General features: G+C 72.3%; 19 protein-coding genes, 1 pseudogene and 1 riboswitch. Of the genes and pseudogenes, 10 read left to right on the forward strand and 10 right to left on the reverse strand.

What is annotated here, in order from left to right:
• Positions 1–345 precede the first annotated feature (345 nt).
• From ACFVVA_RS37435 to def, 4 genes are all read left to right on the forward strand, one after another.
• The gene (locus ACFVVA_RS37435) at positions 346–1,779 is read left to right on the forward strand and encodes an HD-GYP domain-containing protein (protein WP_387695174.1); all 1,434 of its coding nucleotides are present in this window, start codon (positions 346–348) and stop codon (positions 1,777–1,779) included.
• 104 nt (positions 1,780–1,883) lie between these two features.
• Positions 1,884–3,218 carry an HD-GYP domain-containing protein gene (locus ACFVVA_RS37440; protein ID WP_380540019.1) on the forward strand — a complete coding sequence of 445 codons (1,335 nt, stop codon included), beginning with the start codon at positions 1,884–1,886 and terminating at the stop codon, positions 3,216–3,218.
• A 290-nt stretch (positions 3,219–3,508) separates the two neighbouring features.
• Positions 3,509–4,501 carry a hypothetical protein gene (locus ACFVVA_RS37445; protein ID WP_359908447.1) on the forward strand — a complete coding sequence of 331 codons (993 nt, stop codon included), beginning with the start codon at positions 3,509–3,511 and terminating at the stop codon, positions 4,499–4,501.
• A 43-nt stretch (positions 4,502–4,544) separates the two neighbouring features.
• Complete coding sequence (def, locus tag ACFVVA_RS37450; RefSeq protein WP_387695175.1) at positions 4,545–5,186, forward strand: peptide deformylase; 642 nt, start codon at positions 4,545–4,547, stop codon at positions 5,184–5,186.
• Positions 5,187–5,243: 57 nt separating this feature from the next.
• Here def and ACFVVA_RS37455 read toward each other — a convergent pair whose 3' ends face one another.
• Positions 5,244–6,059, reverse strand: coding sequence for a LacI family DNA-binding transcriptional regulator (locus tag ACFVVA_RS37455; protein WP_387695176.1), 816 nt, complete (start codon positions 6,057–6,059; stop codon positions 5,244–5,246).
• Positions 6,060–6,137: 78 nt separating this feature from the next.
• Between ACFVVA_RS37455 and ACFVVA_RS37460 the strand changes: the two genes are divergently transcribed.
• The 3 genes and pseudogenes from ACFVVA_RS37460 to ACFVVA_RS37470 all read left to right on the forward strand — a co-directional run bounded on the left by ACFVVA_RS37460 (position 6,138) and on the right by ACFVVA_RS37470 (position 7,337).
• The gene (locus tag ACFVVA_RS37460; protein WP_387695177.1) at positions 6,138–6,404 is read left to right on the forward strand and encodes a hypothetical protein; all 267 of its coding nucleotides are present in this window, start codon (positions 6,138–6,140) and stop codon (positions 6,402–6,404) included.
• Between the two features lie 17 nt (positions 6,405–6,421).
• Positions 6,422–6,694, forward strand: a pseudogene (locus ACFVVA_RS37465) (carbohydrate ABC transporter permease); the annotation flags it as partial.
• 55 nt (positions 6,695–6,749) lie between these two features.
• Positions 6,750–7,337, forward strand: a complete 588-nt coding sequence (locus ACFVVA_RS37470; protein WP_387695178.1) for a sugar ABC transporter permease — start codon at positions 6,750–6,752, stop codon at positions 7,335–7,337.
• A gap of 89 nt (positions 7,338–7,426) precedes the next feature.
• On the opposite strand, the gene ACFVVA_RS37475 is transcribed toward ACFVVA_RS37470, so the two are convergent.
• The 3 genes from ACFVVA_RS37475 to ACFVVA_RS37485 all read right to left on the reverse strand — a co-directional run bounded on the left by ACFVVA_RS37475 (position 7,427) and on the right by ACFVVA_RS37485 (position 9,939).
• The gene (locus tag ACFVVA_RS37475; RefSeq protein WP_387695179.1) at positions 7,427–8,410 is read right to left on the reverse strand and encodes an NAD-dependent epimerase/dehydratase family protein; all 984 of its coding nucleotides are present in this window, start codon (positions 8,408–8,410) and stop codon (positions 7,427–7,429) included.
• Between the two features lie 103 nt (positions 8,411–8,513).
• Positions 8,514–9,371, reverse strand: a complete 858-nt coding sequence (locus tag ACFVVA_RS37480) for a transcriptional regulator (RefSeq protein WP_387695180.1) — start codon at positions 9,369–9,371, stop codon at positions 8,514–8,516.
• Positions 9,372–9,447: 76 nt separating this feature from the next.
• Positions 9,448–9,939, reverse strand: a complete 492-nt coding sequence (locus ACFVVA_RS37485) for a hypothetical protein (RefSeq protein WP_387695181.1) — start codon at positions 9,937–9,939, stop codon at positions 9,448–9,450.
• Positions 9,940–10,097: 158 nt separating this feature from the next.
• On the opposite strand from ACFVVA_RS37485, the gene ACFVVA_RS37490 reads away from it, so the two are divergent.
• Entirely contained in the window at positions 10,098–10,646 is a 549-nt protein-coding gene (locus tag ACFVVA_RS37490) for an SRPBCC family protein (RefSeq protein WP_387695182.1), read from the forward strand.
• A 23-nt stretch (positions 10,647–10,669) separates the two neighbouring features.
• Here the strand turns inward: ACFVVA_RS37490 and ACFVVA_RS37495 are convergent, their stop codons facing one another.
• Both ACFVVA_RS37495 and ACFVVA_RS37500 read right to left on the reverse strand, forming a co-directional pair.
• Positions 10,670–10,942 carry a hypothetical protein gene (locus ACFVVA_RS37495; protein ID WP_387695183.1) on the reverse strand — a complete coding sequence of 91 codons (273 nt, stop codon included), beginning with the start codon at positions 10,940–10,942 and terminating at the stop codon, positions 10,670–10,672.
• Positions 10,939–11,376, reverse strand: a complete 438-nt coding sequence (locus ACFVVA_RS37500) for an ATP-binding protein (protein WP_387695184.1) — start codon at positions 11,374–11,376, stop codon at positions 10,939–10,941. The genes ACFVVA_RS37495 and ACFVVA_RS37500 overlap by 4 nt, the downstream gene beginning before the upstream one ends.
• A 228-nt stretch (positions 11,377–11,604) precedes the next feature.
• Between ACFVVA_RS37500 and ACFVVA_RS37505 the strand changes: the two genes are divergently transcribed.
• Together ACFVVA_RS37505 and ACFVVA_RS37510 are read left to right on the forward strand one after the other, a co-directional pair.
• Positions 11,605–12,462, forward strand: coding sequence for a helix-turn-helix domain-containing protein (locus ACFVVA_RS37505; protein WP_387695185.1), 858 nt, complete (start codon positions 11,605–11,607; stop codon positions 12,460–12,462).
• Positions 12,463–12,464: 2 nt separating this feature from the next.
• On the forward strand, positions 12,465–12,689 hold the full coding sequence (locus ACFVVA_RS37510) for a DUF397 domain-containing protein (protein ID WP_387695186.1): 225 nt from the start codon (positions 12,465–12,467) through the stop codon (positions 12,687–12,689).
• Positions 12,690–12,749: 60 nt separating this feature from the next.
• On the opposite strand, the gene ACFVVA_RS37515 is transcribed toward ACFVVA_RS37510, so the two are convergent.
• The 4 genes from ACFVVA_RS37515 to ACFVVA_RS37530 all read right to left on the reverse strand — a co-directional run bounded on the left by ACFVVA_RS37515 (position 12,750) and on the right by ACFVVA_RS37530 (position 19,379).
• A complete protein-coding gene (locus tag ACFVVA_RS37515; RefSeq protein ID WP_387695187.1) occupies positions 12,750–13,769 on the reverse strand; it encodes a ribonucleotide-diphosphate reductase subunit beta in 1,020 nt (339 codons plus the stop codon).
• The gene (locus ACFVVA_RS37520; protein ID WP_387695222.1) at positions 13,769–16,180 is read right to left on the reverse strand and encodes a ribonucleoside-diphosphate reductase subunit alpha; all 2,412 of its coding nucleotides are present in this window, start codon (positions 16,178–16,180) and stop codon (positions 13,769–13,771) included. The genes ACFVVA_RS37515 and ACFVVA_RS37520 overlap by 1 nt, the downstream gene beginning before the upstream one ends.
• A 192-nt stretch (positions 16,181–16,372) precedes the next feature.
• A riboswitch (cobalamin riboswitch) is annotated at positions 16,373–16,507 on the reverse strand.
• 72 nt (positions 16,508–16,579) lie between these two features.
• On the reverse strand, positions 16,580–18,277 hold the full coding sequence (locus ACFVVA_RS37525; protein ID WP_387695188.1) for a glycosyltransferase family 39 protein: 1,698 nt from the start codon (positions 18,275–18,277) through the stop codon (positions 16,580–16,582).
• Entirely contained in the window at positions 18,267–19,379 is a 1,113-nt protein-coding gene (locus ACFVVA_RS37530) for a glycoside hydrolase family 26 protein (protein ID WP_387695189.1), read from the reverse strand. Before ACFVVA_RS37530 ends, ACFVVA_RS37525 begins: the two co-directional genes overlap by 11 nt.

Below are 19,379 nucleotides of genomic sequence, written 5' to 3' on the forward strand. Positions count from 1 at the left end.
ACGCTCGGCTGGGAAACCCCAGCCGAGCGCCTGCATAAACTCATCGCGGCCTGATCAAACCAACCACGTGTTGCTACGACCCCTGGAAACCGCCGTGTGCTCCCGGGGCCGCTCCCGTTCCGCTCGCACGTGCCCTCACTCGTTCGAGTGAGTTGGCGGTGCGCCAACTGCGCCATTGCGCCATCATGCGTCCCCATGTCCGGACGGCGGCCTATTCTCCTGACGGACACTCACCGTCGGTCCGCCCGACGCGTTGAGGCAAGACGGGGTCCGTACGGCGGGGAGGTCGAGATCGCTACCGACTGTGGAGGATCGACCCTGCCGCGAGGGGCGGCGCGCTACCTGGTGGCCGTCCCGGTGGCGGCACTGTGCTGCCTGGTGCCGCTGCTGCCCGCAGCGGCCGTCCCCGGGGTGCCGCACTGGCTGGGCGCTCCGGTGGACTGGCCCAAGGTCGGGCTGCTGGCCTTCCTGCACGGCTGCTGGGAGTCCCTGGCCCAGGGCCTGCCCACGCCCTGCCTGGTGCTGGTGCGCCGGCTGCTGCACCGGCCCGCGCTGCCCGAGCGGACGCCGGCCCGGCCCGGGGTGAACGCCTTCTTCCCGGTGCTGTTCGCCGGGGTGCTGATGCTCCCGCCGTCCGCCGCCGCCCTGGTCGCCGCCCCGGCCGCGCTGCTCGGCGGCCCGAACGGGCGCGGCTGCCGCCCGCGCCAGCTGTTCAACGGCTCCCAGCTCGCGCTGTGCGCCTTCGCCTCCTCGGCCGCCTTCCACCTGCTGCGCGGCCCGCAGCTGCTGCTCGGCTCCCGCTTCCCGGCCGCGCTGCTGCCGGGATTCGCCGCCGTCGCGGTGTTCTGCCTGGTCAACGGGGTGGTGGTGGGCGTCATGCTGATGCTCGGCGAGGGGCGCCGCCCCGGGGTGCTGCTGCGCGGGGCGCACGCGGTGTGCGGGCTGCCGGTGCTGGTGCACGCGGCCGGCGGGCTGATGGTCGCGGTGCTCTGGCAGGGCCCGTACGGCGCGTTCGCGGCGCTGCTCGCCCTGCTGCCGCTGTCCATCTCGGCCTGGGTGTTCGCCCAGGGCCAGCGCGAGCGCGACGCCCACCAGGCCACCGTGCAGTCGCTGGTGCAGGCCGTGGAGATCAAGGACTCCTACACCCGGGGCCACAGCGAACGGGTCGGCCGGGCCTCGGTGCTGATCGCCACTCAGCTCGGCATGGAGGCCGAGCGGCTGCGCACCCTGCGCTTCGCCGGCATCCTGCACGACGTCGGCAAGCTCGGGGTGGCCACCGAGCTGCTGCGCAGAAACGGTCCCCTGACCGAGGCGGAGCGCCGGGCGGTGGAGATCCACCCGGTGTACGGGTACGAGCTGGTGCGCGGGATCGACTTCCTCGGCGAGGCGCACGCCGGAATCCTGCACCACCACGAGCGGATGGACGGCCGGGGCTACCCGAGCGGGCTGGCCGGCGAGCGGATCCCCGAGTTCGCCCGGATCATCTCGGTCGCCGACGCCTTCGACTCGATGACCTCCACCCGCTCCTACCGGCGCGGCCGCCCGGTCGGCGAGGCGGTCACGGAACTGGAGCGCTGCTCGGGCAGCCAGTTCGACCCGGTGATGGTGCGGGCGCTGATCGACGCGCTGGCCGGGCACGACTGGCAGCCGGTGGTGCACTCCGAGGACGGCATCGAGGCGGTGCCGGACATCCCGCTCGGGGTGCCCGAGCCGGTCCGGGCGGCGCCGGGCCGGGTGCCGCCCCAGGGCGGGAGCGTCCCCGCGGCCGGGCAGCCGTGAGGGCCCCCGGGCGCGCGGCTTCCGGGCGTGCGGTGCCCGGAGCGGGGGCGTTCGGGCGTGCGGTGTGCGGAGCGGGGGCGTTCGGGCCCCGGGCGCTGCGGCGGGTGCTCCTCGGCCGCACGCCCTGCGGGCGCACCGCGCGCGCGGTGCACGCGGTGGCCGCCGCGCTGCTGGCGCTCGCGCTGGGCGCCGTCGCGGTGCGCGGGGTCGCGGAGCCCGGGGTCGTGCTGGCGTTCACCGCGCTGATCGCGCTCGGCGAGTGCGTCCGGATCACCCTTCCGGGGGATCGGGAGCAGGCGCCCATCGGGGCGGCCGGCGCGCTGGCGTACGCGCTGCTCGGGCCGCTGCGCGGAGTGCCGACCGCGCACGGGACGCTCCAGGTGGTCGCGGTGACCGGGGCCGGCCTGCTGCTGGGCTGGCTGGCCTGCCTCGTCCTGCCCCGCCGCGTCCTGCCGGGCGGCCCCGGCCGTCCGCCGGGCCGTCCGCCCTGGGCCGACCCGGCCCGCCGCGACGGCGCCGCCCGCCGGCTGCTCGCCGTCGGCTTCGCGGCCGCCGTCTTCCAGCCGCTCTACAACGGCGGCGCGGTCGACCGCTTCTCGCCCGAGGGCCCGGCGTACGGGGTGTTCCTGACCGCCGTCGCCGCGCTGGCCGCGCTCTGCGACGCGACCCTGGCGGCGCTGCTGCGCCGCTCCGGCGGCGGGCTGCGGTTCCCGGCGGCGCTGGAGGACGAGCTGCGCTCGCTGTTCGGCATCGGCTCGGCGATCGTCGCCACCGGGATGCTGGTCAGCCTCGCGGCGGGCGAGGTCGGGCTGTGGGCGCTGCCGCTGTTCTGCACCCCGCTGCTGCTCGCCCAGGTGTCCTTCCGGCGCGCCGCCGCCGTGCGGGCCACCACCGGGCAGACCATCGCCAGCCTCGCCCGGGCCACCGAGGTGGCCGGCTACACCCCGCACGGGCACGCGCGCCGGGTCGCGGACACGGCGTGCGCGCTGGGCCGCGAGCTGGGTATGGGCACCCGCGAGCTCGCCCTGTTGGAGTACGCCGCACTGATGCACGACGTCGGCCAGCTCTCCCTGGTCGAACCGGTTCCGGACGGCGCCACCGCCCTGCTGCCGTACGCCGAGCAGCAGCGGATCGCCCGCCTCGGCAGCGAGGTGATCAGCCGCACCGGAGTGCCCCGGCAGGTCGCCGAGCAGGTCGCCCGGCTGGCCGACCCGTACACCGGACCCGCCCCCGGCGAGGGGCCGGTGCCGCTCGCGTCCCGGATCATCCGGGTCGCCAACGCCCACGACGACCTGCTCACGTCGGCCCGCGGCCGGGGCGTCGGCGAGGCCGTCGGGCGGCTGGAGGCCCTGGAGGTGCTGCGGCTGGGCCGCGGCCGGGTCTACGACCCCCGCGTGGTGGACGCCCTCGCCAGGGTGGGCGGCCAGGCCCGGCGCTGAGGGGTGGGCCCGGGCGCGCGGGGCTCGCACGGTACGGGCCGTGCGCCGGCATCGCGGGACCGGGAAAACCGGGTTCCGGCCGTCAGGGGTTGAGCGGGTGGGATCGGGCGGGCAGGCTGGGGAGGGGCGGACCCCAACCTCGGCGGTGGGGAGCGCGGGCGGGGGCGGGCGTGGTTGGATGCGGTCGTAGCGTGGAACACCGACCCGGGGCACCGGGCCCCGAACACCGTCCGAGGCGGTACGGGCACGGTGGCACGGGACTTGAGCGGACGACGACGGCAGGGACGAACGTGAGGATCTTCCACCGGGCACGGCACCGGCCGTCCGCCACCTGGCGGCAGACGACCGACCGGGCCTTCACGCTGATCGGCGACGGCCGCTACGAGGACGCCGGCGCGCTGCTGGTGATGGCCGCCGACCTGGAGCCGTGGCTCTCCGACTCCTGGTTCAACCTCGCCCTGCTGCACAAGTTCCGCCGGGACTGGGAGCAGGCCCGCTCGGCCGGGCTGCGCGCCGTAGCCCTGCTGGACCGCGAGCACGGCGCCCCGGACTGGTGGAACCTCGGCATCACCGCCACCGCCCTTCAGGACTGGCCGCTGGCCCGCCGCGCCTGGCAGGCGTACGGGCTGAAGCTGCCCGGCGGCCCCGGCGGGCAGCAGGACGGCCCGGTCAGCCTGGACCTCGGCACCACCCCGGTACGGCTCTCCCCGGACGGCGAGTCCGAGGTGGTCTGGGGCCGCCGGCTGGACCCGGCCCGGATCGAGGTGCTGTCCATCCCGCTGCCCTCCTCCGGCCGCCGCTGGGGCGAGGTGGTGCTGCACGACGGCGCCCCGCACGGCGAGCGCGTCACCGACGGCGTCGCCTACCCGGTGTTCGACGAGATCGAGCTGTGGGCGCCCTCCCCGGTGCCGACCTACGTGGTGCTGCTCCAGGCCGCCACCGCCGGGGACCGGGACGCGCTGGAGCGGCTGGTCGCCGACGCCGGCTACGCGGCCGAGGACTGGACCTCCTCGGTGCGGCTGCTGTGCCGCGCCTGCTCGGAGAGCCGGATGGCCTCCGACGACGGCGTCGCCGCCCACCACGACCCGCACGACGACGGCGACGCCGCCCACCCCGGCCACCTCAGCCACCTCAGCCAGGGCGGCGCGGCCGGGATGTCCTGGCTGGTCGAGCGCGAGTGCGGGATCGCCGCCCCGGCCCACCTGGTGCGCACCCTGCTGGACCGCTGGGTCGCGGCCGCCCCGGGAAGCCGGGCGTACCGGGATCTCGAAGAAGTGTGCTGAGTACCCTGGTGAGGTAACGCGTACACCGACGGAAGCGGAAGACATGGCGGAGCAGGCCGAGCAGCACGAGCACGAGCACGACGTGGAGGGGACGGCGCCCGAGACGCCCGTGAAGGTGATCGGTGAGGAGCCCGACCTCAGCAGGGGCACCGCGCGTCCGATCACCGTCGTCGGCAACCCGGTGCTGCACCGCGAGGTCAAGGACGTCACCGTCTTCGACGGCGAGCTGTCCGCACTGATCGACGACATGTTCCAGTCGATGTACGCCGCCGAGGGTGTCGGCCTCGCCGCCAACCAGATCGGCGTCGACCTCAAGGTCTTCGTCTACGACTGCCCGGACGACGAGGGCGTGCGCCACATCGGCCACGTGATCAACCCGGTGCTGGAGGAGTACCCGGCCGACCGCCGCCGCGTCCTGGACGACGGCAACGAGGGCTGCCTCTCGGTCCCCACCGCCTACGCGGAGCTGGCCCGCCCGGACTACGCCGCGGTCACCGGCGTCGACAAGGACGGCGAGCCGATCCGCGTCGAGGGCACCGGCTTCTTCTCCCGCTGCCTCCAGCACGAGACCGACCACCTGTACGGCACCCTCTACATCGACAAGCTGTCGAAGCGGGACCGCAAGGACGCCCTGCAGCAGATGGCCGAGGGCACCCCGAAGTACGCCACGGTGTCGAACGCCTGACGGTTCGGTACGTGCGAGGGCCGGGACACCGCTGGTGTCCCGGCCCTCGGCGTGAGGTCAGCCGTGCCGCAGCCGGCCGGTGGACTCGCGGGCGACCAGCTCCGGGCTGAACAGGTAGTCCCTGACCTGGCCGCCGTGTCCCTCCAGCTGGCGCCACAGGGCCTCGGCGACGGCCGCGGCCATCTCCTGGATCGGCTGGCGCACGGTGGTCAGCGGCGGGTTGCTGTGGGCGGCCAGGTAGCAGTCGTCGTAGCCGACCACGGAGAGGTCGCCGGGCACCGGGCGGCCGGCCTCGCGGGCGGCCTGGGCGACGCCGGCGATCGAGTAGGAGGACTCGGCGTACCAGTCGGCGGGGGCCTCCTCGCCGAGCAGTTCGCGCATCGCGCGCCGGTAGCCTTCCAGGCGGTTGATCGAGGGCCGCAGGTAGCCCTGGCCGCCGGCCAGTCCGATCCGCCGGTGGCCGAGTTCGCGCAGGTGCGCGACGGCGATCCGGGCGCCGAGCGCCTCGTCGGTGGCGACGGTGGGTACGGCCAGGCCCTCGACCCGGCCGCTGACCAGCACCATCGGGATGCCGCGTTCGTGCAGCAGCCGGTAGAAGCCGTGGTCGGCGTGCGGGTTGGCGTGCCGGCCGGAGACCAGGGCCAGCCCGGAGACGCCCTTGCGCAGCAGGACGTCGATGTAGCCCAGCTCGGCGGTGCCCTGGCGGGTGGAGGTGCCGACCACGGCGGTCAGGCCGTGCTTGGCGAGCTGCACCTCGATCGCGGAGGCGAGCAGGGGGAAGACCGGGTTGTCGAGCTCGGGGACGACGATGCCGATGAGCGCGCCCTGGTGCGGGTCGTAGCCCTGGTCGGGCTGCCAGCCGAGCTCGCGCATGGCCTCGGCGACCTTGAGCCTGGTGTCGTCGGAGACACCCGGCCGGTCGGCGCCTTCCTCGTGAGCCAGGGGCTCTCGATGGCCACCACCGCCCGGCCCACCCTCGTCCACGACCGGGCGGCCGACACCCTTACCGACACCCGCGACGGCACCGTCTACCACCCGGAGGACGGCCGGTACACCGCCGCCGACGGCTCCGGGCGGACCCTGCCCACCGGCTGGCACCGCACCGTCGGCTTCGCCAACTTCACCTCCGTGCTCACCAGCCCCGCCATCCGCGGCCCCTTCCTCGGCGTCCTCGCCTGGACCTTCGGCTGCGCGGGCAGCGGGTCTACCGCTCGCTGATGCTGCTGCCGTACGCGATGCCCGCGTTCATCGGCATCCTGATCTGGCAGAGCATGTACAACCGGGACTTCGGGCTGCTCAACCAGCTGCTGCACACCCGGATCGACTGGCTGGGCGAGGCCTGGAGCGCCCGGTTCGCGGTGGTGCTCACCAGCCTCTGGCTCGGCTTCCCCAACATGCTGCTGATCTGCACCGGCGTGCTGCAGGCGATGCCCGCCGAGCTCAACGAGGCCGCCCGGATCGACGGCGCCGGGCCGTGGCGGGCGTTCCGGGCGGTCACCTTCCCGCTGCTGCTGGTCGCCGCCGCACCGGTGCTGATCTCGTCCTTCGCCTTCAACTTCAACGGTGCTGGCCGCGTACGCCTTCTCGCGGTTCCGCTTCCGGGGGCGGCGGTTCGGGCTGATGGCGGTCTTCCTGGTGCAGATGTTCCCGCAGTTCCTCGCGGTGATCTCGCTCTACCTGATGTTCGCGAAGATCGGCGACGTGCTGCCGGCGATCGGCCTGGACACCCCGTGGGGCCTGGTGCTGGTCTACCTCGGCGGCGCGATGGGGGTGAACACCTGGCTGATGAAGGGCTACCTGGACACCATCCCGCGCGAGATCGACGAGGCCGCCAAGGTGGACGGCGCCGGGCACGCCCAGATCTTCTTCCGGCTGATCCTGCCGCTCGCCGCGCCGATGCTGGTGGTGATCTCCGTCCTGTCGCTGACCGCCGCGCTCAACGACGTGATCCTCGCGAACATCTTCCTGACCTCGAACGACTCCAAGACGGTCGCGGTCGGCCTCTACGGGATCATCTCCGGCCAACAGGACCAGAACTACGGCCTGTTCGCCGCCGGGGCGCTGGTGACCTCGCTGCCGGTGATCGTGGTCTACCAGTTCCTCCAGCGCTACCTGGCCCAGGGGCTGACCGCGGGATCGGTCAAGGGCTGAGCACGGGTGGCCGGTCTGCCGCCCCGGACGCCGACGACGTCCGGGGCGGGGTGGTGGTCCCGTACAGGGGGTCCCGTGCGGGCGGCGGATCAGGATTCGCCGTGCTGGCCGCGGGAGAAGATGGTCGGGCTGCCGGGGAGCTCCGGATTCGCGCCGAGGTGGTCGGCCAGGTCGCGCACCCCCTCGACCAGTGAGACCGACGGCCGGTATCCCAGGCCCTGGAGCTTGGAGATGTCGCCGACCAGCCGGTAGGTGTCGTCCTCGATCTCCGGGATCACGCTGACCTCGGGAGTCTTGCCGGTGGCCTCCCCGATCGTGTCGACGAGCCGGCGCATCGACACCTCCGTGCCGGAGCCGATGTTGAACACCTCGCCCAGGTCGGCCCGGTCGGCGATCGTCAGCAACCCCTGGACCAGGTCGGTGACATGGACGAAGTCGCGGGTCTTCCGGTCGATGTCGCCCACGATCTGGATGGGTCGGTGGTTGAGGTGCCAGCGCAGGAAGCGGCCGACCTCGACCATCGCCTCGTGCGGGTTCTCCCCCGGTCCGTAGACGCAGAAGGGGCGGCCGACCACCACCGGGAGGCCGCAGGCGCGGTGGAGTGCCAGGCAGGTGATCTCGCCGCTGAGTTTGGACGCGCCGTACGGCACGAAGGGGCGGGTCGGGTGGTCCTCGTCCATGGGGAATTTCCGGGGCGTTCCGTAGACGGACGCGGACGAGACGTAGACGACCCGGCGGACGGGCGCCTTGAGGAGGGCCTCGGCGAAGATCAGCGTGCCGAGTGCGTTGATCTCGAAGTCGAGGCGCGGTTGCGTCACCGACAACGTGCCGTTCGCGTTCGCGGCGACGTGGAAGACCAGGTCGGCGTCGTCCACGGCCTCGGCGACGGCGTCGACCTCGCGGATGTCCAGCAGGTGCAGGGTGGTCCCGGACGGCGCCGAGATGCTCGTGGCCGTCCGGGCGTTGTCGATGATCGACACCTCTTTCCCCAGGAAGAGAAGAGCGCTGGTCAGGTGTCTTCCGACGAAACCCAATCCGCCCGACACCAATACCTTGTCGTATTCTTCGAGCATATAATCGATATATCAGGCCTAGAACATATGGGCGATCCGGGAATTCGAAATCGCGTCCGTCCGGGTGAATATCGGGCGAGCAGGGTTTGTCCCGGGACGGAGTTCAGGCCCGGTGGGCGGCCGCCGGCCCGGTGTCGAAGGCGCGGAAGAGCGAGAGGTCGGGAGTACGGCCGCGGATCGTGGTCCAGGCCTCGTGGAAGTCGCGCCGGATCCGGGACGGGAGCCAGGGGGCGGGCCTCAGCTCCGGAGGGAGGAGCGGGTCGCGCTCCAGGGCGTGGGTGAAGGCCTCGGCCAGCCGCAGTGCGACCGCGACGAGTTCGACGGACCCGCGGTCGGGGCCGAGAGATTCCGCGGCGAGCGCGTCGGCGAGGGGCCGGTAGGCCTCGACCGTCTCGGCCGAGGGCCACAGGTGCTCCGCGGTGGAGGCGGGATCGGTGAAGCCGGGACCGGTCAGGCGGGTGGCCTCCGCCGTGATCAGGTAGGCGCCGACCGTCGCCGCCGAGGCCTCGTCGGTGAGTTCGTCGAGGAGGTCGTGCGGGCTCGCATAGGCGCCGGGCGCGAGCGGCACGGCACCGAGCCGGGTCAGCGCGGCACGCAGGGCGTCGCGCTCCGACCGGTGCCGCTCGGGGACGGAGAAGGTGTAGAGGCGCCAGAGCCCGTCCCAAGGGGCGAGGCCGGCGTCCTGCGCGTAGGCCAGCGCGACGAACCGGACGTCCATGTCCGAGCGGAGCCTGCCCGCGTCGGTCAGCACGAGCCGGCCCTTGCGGCCCCGCCCCTCCTGCCGCAGGACGCCCGCCGCCTCCAGCCGCCGTACGGCCAGCCGCACCGGCTGGTCCGACAGGCCGACCGCCGCGGCGACGTCGTAGACGTAGTCGAGGGGGGCGGTGCCCTGCGGGTCGAAGCAGGCCTCGACGACCGTGCGCGGCGCGGGTCGGTACGGCGCGGCGTTGTCTGCTGACACGGGAGACCTCGGTTCTCGATCACGGGGCCCGGGGCGGGGCCGTCCGGTCAATCTGCCACATGGGGCACCCGGGGGATCAGGCGCCTTCCCAGGGGTAGCCGTGGCGGCGGAAGGCCGAGGCGATGGCCGTCTTCCCACCCTCGACGTCGTCGTCGAAGAGGACGCGACCGACCGGTGACTCGATCCGCACCTTGCCGCCGTGGCGGAAGACGCCGCCGACCTGGTCCCGGGCGATCACCCGGCTGTCGTCGCCCTCGACGACGGTGATGCTCTCGTCCGAGATGCGCAGCGTGGCGGCGTGGTAGGTGACGAACATCCCGACCACGAGCCCGACGGCGGCGAGCGCCACCGGTCGGCCGATCACCATGGCCGGGGAGGTGAACGAGCCCAGGAACCGCACGGTGTCCGCGTAGGGGATCGGGTGCCGGGCGGCGAACTGGAGGAGCCACGGGACGGCGAAGCCGAGGCCGGCGCCGACCGCGCCGCAGAAGGCCCAGATGACCACCTTGGTGTCGAGGGGCATCCGGAGCTCGGTCACGGCGGACTCGGCGCCGGTTTCTTTCGTCATAGGTACGACCGTAGCAGATTTGATAGTTTTAGGGTGTGGTCGGAGGCTCTCCGGAGTGGGAGCCGGCTCCGGTGTCACGTTTCCGGCGGCTCCCCGGTCTCCCTGTCGAGTGCGGCCGCCGCAGTCAGCGCCGCTGCCGACCGAGAGGGGACACGACCATGGAGACCCTGACCGTCCGACGCGTCATCGCCGCACCGATCGAGGACGTCTTCGACTGGTGTGCCACCACCACCACCACCAACTACACCCGTTCCCCGCTCATCCTCCGGGCCCGCCTGGCCCGGCCGGGCGCCGGTGCGCCGTACGGCGTGGGGGCGGTACGGGTGCACACCTGGGCGATCGGCTGGTTCCGCGAGCGGGTCACCACCTACGACCGGCCGCACGGCTTCGACTACACGGTCGAGCGCAGCCTGCCGCCGTCCCGGCACGAACTCGGCCGGATGACCTTCACCGAGGTCGCCGGCGGGACGGAGGTCGCGTGGACGACCACCTTCCAGGTCCGCCTGCCCTTCGGCGCGGCCCTCACCCGGGCCCTGGCCAAGCCCCTCATCGCCCACACCTTCGGCCGCATCCTCGCCGCCGCCGACGCCGACGCCGACCTCACCGGCGGGCGGCGGGCGGCGGGCCGGGTGACGGTGGGCGCCGCGCGCGGTCGCGGCGGGGGGCGAACTCCCGCGACGAGCCCGGGCCGTCCCCGCCCGGCGTGAACGCCGGGCGGGGACGGGGGAGTTCAGGACTGGTGGGTGGTGATGGTGATCAGGTGGGAGGTCCAGTCGGTCATCTCGCCGACGTAGAGGGTGACGCTCCAGCTGTCGTTGCGGGAGAGGCAGGTGGCGATGCCCTGGCCGCCGCCCGGCCCGATGCAGATCCGGATGAAGTCCCGGTGGGCCTCCCGGATGGGGAGCTTGCGGACGCGCTCCCAGAGGACGGGGAGGGCGTGGTCGAGGCTGGGGAAGTCGGTGGGGGGCATGACGCCGGCGATCCCGGCTCGGACGGCGCTCACGCGGCGTCCGCCTCGGGAGAGACGTGGCACCAGACGAACTTCCCGACTCCGCCCTTGCGCGGGCAGCAGCCCCACTGGGTGGCCAGCTGCTGGACGAGCCGCAGGCCTCGGCCGGTCTCGGCGGAGGTGGAGGCGGGCTGGAGGGAGGGCTTCTCGCTGTCGGCGTCGTGCACCTCGATGCGGAGGATGTTGTCCGGGAGCAGCTGGAAGCGGACGAAGATCAGCCGGTCACGCGGGGCGCGGCAGTGCCGGACGGCGTTGGTGACCAGCTCGCTGACCAGCAACTCCCCGGTGAAGACGAGGAGTTCGCCGGAGGGGTGGGGGAGGAGGAAGTCGTGGAGCTCCCAGCGGGCGGTGCGGGGGGCCTTGCGGTGCCGGGGCAGCCAGCACGTCCGCTCGGCGGGGATGGGGGAGGGGGAGAGGTCTTCAGGCATGGCGGGGCCACCTCTGGAGTGTGCAGGTGAGAGCGACTGAAGAAGGCATGGGGATGCCCGGGTGACTAGCCCGCCATGATCACAATGCGTCGACCTGCGAGCTACGGTAAGTAGCATGCTCCTGGGAACTTCCAAAGTGCAAGTCCCCACTTTGGAAGTGATCAAAGATTGTTGTCGATGCCTGACAGGGGCAGACTGACAGCTCACAGAAGTGGGGAGGTCGCGGCGGTGCCCGTGAACAAGAACCCGACGGTTCGGCAGCGGCGGCTGGCTCGAACACTCAAAGAGCTGCGAACCGGGGCTGATCTGACGATTGCCCAGTCGGCTCGGCAACTCGCGTGCGCCGAGAGCAAGATCAGTCGTATCGAGGCCGCTCAGTCTGGCATCCGGTTGGTGGATCTCCGGCTGCTGCTTGATCTGTACGGGGTGGCGGACCCAGCGGCTCGAAGTCGGTTGGAGGCGCTGTCGCGCGAAGGCCGTCTGCGAGGATGGTGGGATCGGTACTCGGACACGCTGTCGCCGCTCTATGCCGACTTCATCGCACTGGAATCCGATGCGTCGGACATGTACAGCATCCAGACGTTCCTGGTGCCGGGGCTGCTGCAGACAGAGGACTACACACGTGCGGTGGTCCGCGCGCAGATAGAGGACGCTGGTGCGGAGCAGGTCGAGCGCCTCACGAAAGTCCGCCAGGAGCGGCGCGCAGTGCTGATGAGGGAAGCGCCGCTTCGCATGTGGGTCGTTCTGTCGGAATCCGTGCTGAAGCACCGGATCGGTGGCCGCGCGGTCATGCAGGAGCAGCTCGACTTCCTGGTTGCCAGCGCCGAACAGCCGAACATCAACATCCAGGTCCTGCCGGAGGAATCGGATGTCCATGCGGCGCTCTTCGGCCCCGTCGCCATCTTGAGCTTCCCTGAAGCGACCGAAACGGACGTGGTGTACGTCGACAGCCTGCTCAGCACGCTCTACATCGAGGAGCCGGAGGAAGTGTTCAAGTACACCAACCTGTTCCGCCGTGCCCTGGCGGAGTCGCTGCCGCGTACCGAATCGGTCGCACTCATCGAGCGTGCAAAGGACAAGATCTAGAAATGGTGAGTACGTTCCCGCCGGTTGCTACTGTTGCCGGCCTTGAATGGCGTAAGTCGTCGTACTCGGGTGCGCAGAGCGACTGCGTCGAAGTGGCTGTGGGCCTGCCCGGCGCGGTACCGGTTCGTGACTCCAAGGATCCGGGCGGGCCGGCGCTGCTCTTCCCGGCCGATGCCTGGTCGTCTTTCCTCTCCGGGGTCAAGTGCGGGGAGTTTCCGACCGGCTGAACCTACAGAGGTGCCCCGCACGGCTGTGGCCGTGCGGGGCACCTCTGTCGTATCTGTGGCTTAGAAGTCGTCGTCGAAGGCGACGGTGCCCTCGACGGCGACCTGGTACGCCGACACCCGGCGCTCGAAGAAGTTGGTCAGCTCCTGGACGTTCTGGAGCTCCATGAAGCCGAACGGGTTCGTGGACCCGTACCGGATCGGCAGGCCGAGGCGCGCGAGGCGCTGGTCCGCCACGGCCTCCAGGTACTCGCGCATCGAGGCGGTGTTCATGCCGGGCAGGCCGTCACCGCACAGGTCCTGGGCGAACTGGAGCTCGGCCTCGACGGCCTCCTCCAGCATCTCCGTGACCTGCTTGGCCATCTCGTCGTCGAAGAGGTCGGGCTCCTCCTCGCGGACGGTGTCCACCACCGACATCGCGAAGTCCATGTGCATGGACTCGTCGCGGAACACCCAGTTCGTGCCCGTGGCCAGGCCGTGCAGCAGGCCCCGGCTCCGGAACCAGTACACGTAGGCGAACGCGCCGTAGAAGAACAGCCCCTCGACGCACGCCGCGAAGCAGATCAGGTTGAGCAGGAACGCCCGCCTGTCCTCCTTGGTCTGCAGCGAGTCGATGTGGTCGACCGCGTTCATGTACTTGAAGCAGAACTGCGCCTTCTGGCGGATGGAGGGGATGTTCTCCACCGCGGCGAAGGCCGCGTTGCGGTCCTCCGGGTCGGGCAGGTAGGTGTCGAGCAGCGTCAGGTAGAACTGGACGTGCACGGCCTCTTCGAACAGCTGCCGCGAGAGGTACAGCCGCGCCTCGGGCGAGTTGATGTGCTTGTAGAGGCTCAGCACCACGTTGTTGGAGACGATCGAGTCGCCCGTCGCGAAGAACGCGACCAGCCGGCCGATCAGGTGGCGCTCGCCCTCGCTGAGCTTCGCCAGGTCGGCGACGTCGGAGTGCAGGTCCACCTCCTCGACGGTCCAGGTGTTCTTGATCGCGTCCCGGTACCGGTCGTAGAACGACGGGTAGCGCATCGGGCGCAGGGTCAGCTCGAAGCCGGGGTCGAGCAGCATCTTGCGGTCTTCGGACTGGGACATTACTGGCAGGCCTCGCAGGACTCGGGGTTCTCCAGGGAGCAGGCGAGGGCGGCTTCCTGCTCCGGGGTGAGGGTCGGGGTGTTCACGGGCACGGGCGCCGGCGCGGCGGCACGGGCGGCACCGGACGCGGCCTGGGCGATGCGGGTGGCCGGGCGCGAACGCAGGTAGTAGGTGGTCTTCAGACCGACCTTCCACGCGTAGGCGTACATCGAGCTGAGCTTGCCGATGGTCGGCGCCGCCATGAACAGGTTCAGGGACTGGCTCTGGTCCAGGTACGGCATGCGGGCCGCGGCCAGGTCGATCAGCGCGCGCTGCGGCAGCTCCCAGGCCGTCCGGTACAGCGAACGCACCTCGGCGGGCAGCCAGTTCAGCTCCTGGACGGAACCGTTGGCGTCGCGCAGGGCGTCGCGGGTCTGCTGGTCCCAGACGCCGAGCTCCTTGAGCTCGCGCACCAGGTACGGGTTGACCTGGAGGAACTCGCCGGACAGCGTCTCGCGCTTGAACAGGTTGGACACCTGCGGCTCGATGCACTCGTACACGCCGGCGATGGACGCGATGGTCGCGGTCGGCGCGATGGCCAGCAGCAGCGAGTTGCGCAGGCCGGTCTCGGCGATCCGGGCGCGCAGCGCCGTCCAGCGGTCGGCCCACTGCGGGGCGGCCGTCGGGAAGTGGTCGATGTGCAGCTCGCCGCGGGCGGCGCGGGTCTCGCCGTACGCCTCGTGGCGGCCGAGCTGCTCGGCCAGGTCGGCGGAGCGCTCGTACGCGGTGAGCATGATGCGCTCGGCGATCAGCGTGGACAGGCGGGCGGCCTCGGCGGAGTCGAAGTCGATCCGCAGCTTGAAGAAGACGTCCTGGAGGCCCATCACGCCGAGGCCGACCGGCCGCCAGCGGGAGTTGGAGGTGCCGGCCTCGGTGGTCGGGTAGAAGTTGATGTCCACCACGCGGTCGAGGAACGTCACGGCCGTGCGGACGGTGGCGTCGAGGCGCTCCCAGTCCATGGCGCCGATCAGGTCGTCGGCCGTGGCACCGGGGGCCACGTGGGCGCCCAGGTTGACCGAGCCCAGGTTGCAGACGGCGGTCTCGGAGTCGTCCGTGACCTCCAGGATCTCGGTGCACAGGTTGGAGGAGTGCACCGTGCGGCCCGGCAGCGCGGTCTGGTTGGCGGCGCGGTTGGAGGCGTCCTTGAAGGTCATCCAGCCGTTGCCGGTCTGCGCCAGGGTGCGCATCATGCGGGCGTACAGGGTCTGCGCCGGGATGGTGCGGACGGCCTTGCCGGCCAGCTCGGCCTTGCGGTAGGCCTCGTCGAACTCCTCGCCCCACAGGTCGACCAGCTCGGGCACGTCGGCCGGGGAGAACAGCGACCAGTCCTGGTTGGCGTTGACCCGGCGCATGAACTCGTCCGGGATCCAGTGCGCCAGGTTGAGGTTGTGGGTGCGGCGGGCCTCTTCGCCGGTGTTGTCGCGGAGCTCCAGGAACTCCTCGATGTCGGCGTGCCAGGTCTCCAGGTAGACGCAGGCCGCGCCCTTGCGGCGGCCGCCCTGGTTGACGGCGGCGACCGAGGAGTCGAGGGTGCGCAGGAACGGCACGATGCCGTTGGACTTGCCGTTGGTGCCGCGGATCAGGCTGCCGCGCGAGCGGATGCGCGAGTACGACAGGCCGATGCCGCCGGCGTGCTTGGACAGGCGGGCGATCTGCGCGTAGCGATTGTAGATCGAGTCCAGGTTGTCCAGCGGCGAGTCGAGCAGGTAGCAGCTCGACATCTGCGGGTGGCGGGTGCCGGAGTTGAAGAGCGTCGGCGAGGAGGTCAGGTACTCCAGGCGGCTCATCAGGCCGTACAGCTCGGCCACCTCGCGCACGGACTGCTCGCTGTCGCCGACCGCCAGGCCACAGGCGACGCGGAGCAGGAAGTGCTGCGGGGTCTCGATCACCTTGCGGGTGATCGGGTGGCGCAGCAGGTAGCGGGACTGCACCGTGCGCAGGCCGAAGTACTCGAAGCGGTCGTCGCCCTTGGTGTCGACGAGCGCGTCCAGGGCGGCCGCGTGCTTGGTGACGAAGGCGGCGGTGGTGTCGCCGATCAGGCCCTCGGCGTGGCCGACGGCGATCGAGGCGGAGAAGGACACCGAGCCCTGGCTGTTCGCCTCGTCGACGATCTCCAGGGCGAGCAGGCGGGCGGCGAGCTTCGAGTACTGGGGGTCCTCGGCGATCATCGACGCGGCGGCGTCCACGGCCAGCCCGCGCAGCTCGGCGAAGTCCGAGCCGGCGTGGCGGCCGCGCAGCGCGGCGGCGGCGACATGGCCGGGGTCGACCTCGGTGAGGTCGGTGCTGCGGTCGGTGAGCAGCCGCAGCAGCGCGCCCCCGGGGTCGGAGACCGTCGGGTCGGTGAAGGCGGTACCGGAGCCCTGGGCGGGCAGGGTGGCTGAGGCAGCGGTGGTCAAGGCGCTCTCTCCTGGCGGCGATCGGCGGCGGTGATCGGGGGGCCACCGGGCCGATCTGGGCAGGGGAGCACGGCGCGAACGCAAAAAAGCGTCGCGCGAGGTGACTCCCCGGCCCGCCCGCGAGGCCCGGAGGGGTACTGCTGGTGCCGGCGCGGCCTCTGCGGGAGGGCCGTGGCGCACGCCGTCGGCAGGTACTCGGACTCGCGGGGCGCGGCTGCTGGAGCCGCCCGCTCACCGCTGCGGGGCAGTCCCGGATTCGCACCGGGTTCCCCTGCATCGACAGCAGAAGCGAGCATACATGTAGTGCCGCCGGACTGCGGCGGCACCATATGTTGTGCCTGTCGTGTCGCGGATGTGCGTGGGCCGGGCGGCCGGTCAGTGCTTCAGATAGACCTTGTACGTACTCGAATCGCCGGTCGGCGAGGTGAACTGGGCGACCAGCCGGTAGTGTCCGGCGGTGCTCAGGGCCTCGCTCAGGGCCCGGTCGGTGGCCCTCGGCGCGGTGCTGTCGAGGACGACCATGGTGAACCAGCCGTCCCGGATCGCGGCCACGCTGCCGTCGTCGCCGTGGTGCTCGACCCCGGCCCCGTCGCGGTAGTCCGTGCCGGCGCGCGCGGAGATCCACTGCTCGGGCCTGGAGACGCCGCCGAGGTAGTACTCGGCGAGTCCGTCGACCTCGGTGAGGTAGCGGCCCTGGGGCTCCGTGTGGACCCGCAGGACGGCCAGCAGGCGGCCGGAGTCGGGCCCGTTCTGGTAGCGCAGGGCGGACTGCTCCAGACCGAGGGCGAGCAGGGCGACCCAGACCAGGATGCCGAGCTGGGGGTGGCGGAAGTGGGCACCGACCAGCCGGGTCAGGCCGACCCCGGCGAGCGGGGCGGCGAGCAGCATGCCGTAGCCGAGGTGGCGGAACAGCGCGCCGGAGGTGCCGGTCCACAGGTGGGCGGCGGGGACCAGCAGGGCGGTGGCGGTCAGGACGGCCCCGAGCAGGGCGCGCCGGCCCCGGGTGGTGGGGAGGGCGTCCTTCTCCGGCGCGTCGTGCTCGGGCATCTGTTCGCGGCGTGCGTAGGCGATGGTGCCGGCCACCGCGAGGACGGTGAACAGGCCGGCCCACTGGAGCGTGCCGAGCAGGATCGAGCCGGCCGAGCCGGGGGCGTTGCCGCGCGAGGGCGACCACCCGGCGACCTTGCCCAGGGTGCCGTACGGGAGCAGCAGGACGAGGGCGCCGAGGGCCGCCAGCAGCGCGCGCAGGGCGGCCGGGCCCACCCGGTGGTACGGCCGGGCGCAGGCGAAGGCGAGGGCGACCAGGGCGGGGACGGCGAAGGCCGCGGAGTAGGCCGTGGCGCAGGCCAGCGCCGTGGGCGGGGCGGCGAGCAGGGCCAGGGCCGGATGGCGGCCGGCGGTGAACACCGTGGTCCAGGCCGCGAGGGCGACCAGCAGGAGGGCGAGGGACTCGGGCGCGGCGTAGAAGCCGACCACCACGGTGGACTGGAGGACGGCGTACCCGGCGATGGCGCAGATGGCGACCCGCTCGTTGAACAGCCGCCGGGTCAGCGAGTACAGCAGCACCGTGGTGAGCAGCGCGAAGCCGAGGCTGAGCAGCCGGGTGCCCCAGATGCCGTTGGCGTCGGCGGCGGCGCCGGCCAGCGGCGGGTAGAGCCAGGGCGAGCCGTGCACCCGGTCGACCAGGTCGGTGGTGACCGGGGTGCCGTGCAGCAGGTGGGACAGCTGCTGACGGCCGGCGACCATGGCGGCGGCCTCGTCGGGGTGCGCGGCGGCCAGCAGGCGCAGCGAGAGGGCGGCCTGGACGGTCAGGACGGCGCCCAGCAGGCCGCGGGCGATCCAGCGGCGGCGGGGGCTGGTGCCCGGGTCCCAGCCGATCGCGGGGACCTGCGGGATGGTGTACGGGGCCAGCTCGACGCCGTCGGGGTTGTCGACCGCCACGGCGGTGCCGGGCCGGGCGGGGCTGCCCGCCGCCGCGGCCCCGGGCCCGTCGGGGTCGGGGTCCGGCTCGGCGGCCGGGTCGTGGGCGGAGCGGCCGTGCGGGACGGGGGAGAACTCGGACTCAGTGCTCATCAGGGTTCCGGATGTCGAAGCCGTAACGGGGGTCGGACACGCGCTGCTTGAACGCGGCGAGGGTGTCCGGCACGGCCTCGACCCGCCAGTCCGCCCGCTTGACGATGTTGAACCAGACGAAGCCGACGATGTCGTCGTGCGCCTCCAGTCCGGAGAACAGCTGGTCGATGTCGGCGCGTTGGCGCTTGCCCTGCTCGGAGGCGGTCTCGCTGATGAAGAAGGGCTTCTGGGAGAAGCCGCGGATCTCGGCCATGGTCGGGCCGTAGAGCGTCTCGAAGGTCTTGGGCCCGGTCTTGGTGAAGTAGCCGGTCATGCCGGCCCAGTCGACGTAGGTGTCGCCGGGGTAGTACGGCTCCAGGCGGGTGTTGGGCGCGGGGTCGGTGATGTTGGGGCTCCAGACCCAGATCACGTTGGTGGCGCCGGCCTGGTCGAAGAGGTCGTGGACGTGGCGCCAGGCGGCCACGAAGTCCTCGGGGGTGGCGGCCTGACGGCCCCACGGGTACCAGTCGCCGTTCATCTCGTGGGCGATGCTGATGGCGATCGGCAGGTTGAACCTGGCGACGGCCTTGGCGACGCCGCGCACGTAGTCGTCGGTGTCGCCCGCCGCGATCGAGGCGAGCGAGCGGTCGTGCGGCTCCCAGGCCATGAAGGGGAGCGCCCCGGCGTCGTGGATCCGGCGGGCGCCCGTGGTGTCGAAGCCGCCCTTCCAGTGGGCGTAGAACTCCAGGATGTTGGGCTGCTTGCCGATCGCGTCGCGGTAGCCGGGCAGCGCGTCCATCGTGGCGGGGACGTCGGGCAGGGCGGCGCCGAGGTACTTGTGGCTCGGCCTGAGCAGCGGCGTGACGTCGTACGGGACGCCGGCCGGCAGGGCCTTGGGCCGGGCGGGCGCGGGAGTCGCACCCGGAGCACCCGGAGTGCCCGGTGTGCCCGGAGCACCAGGGGCCGGGGTGGCGGCCGGGGCGGCCCGGGCGAGGTCCTTCTGCATCGCGAAGCCGGGGTCCTCGGGGCCGCACGCGGTGGTGAGCAGCAGGCCGGCGGCGGCCAGCAGCGGGAGCGCCAGCCGGCGACGGAGCCGGCCGGCCCGTCTCGGGTGGGCGGTCAT

Source organism: Kitasatospora sp. NPDC058048, assembly GCF_042885555.1.
Classification (GTDB): domain Bacteria; phylum Actinomycetota; class Actinomycetes; order Streptomycetales; family Streptomycetaceae; genus Kitasatospora; species Kitasatospora lactacystinica.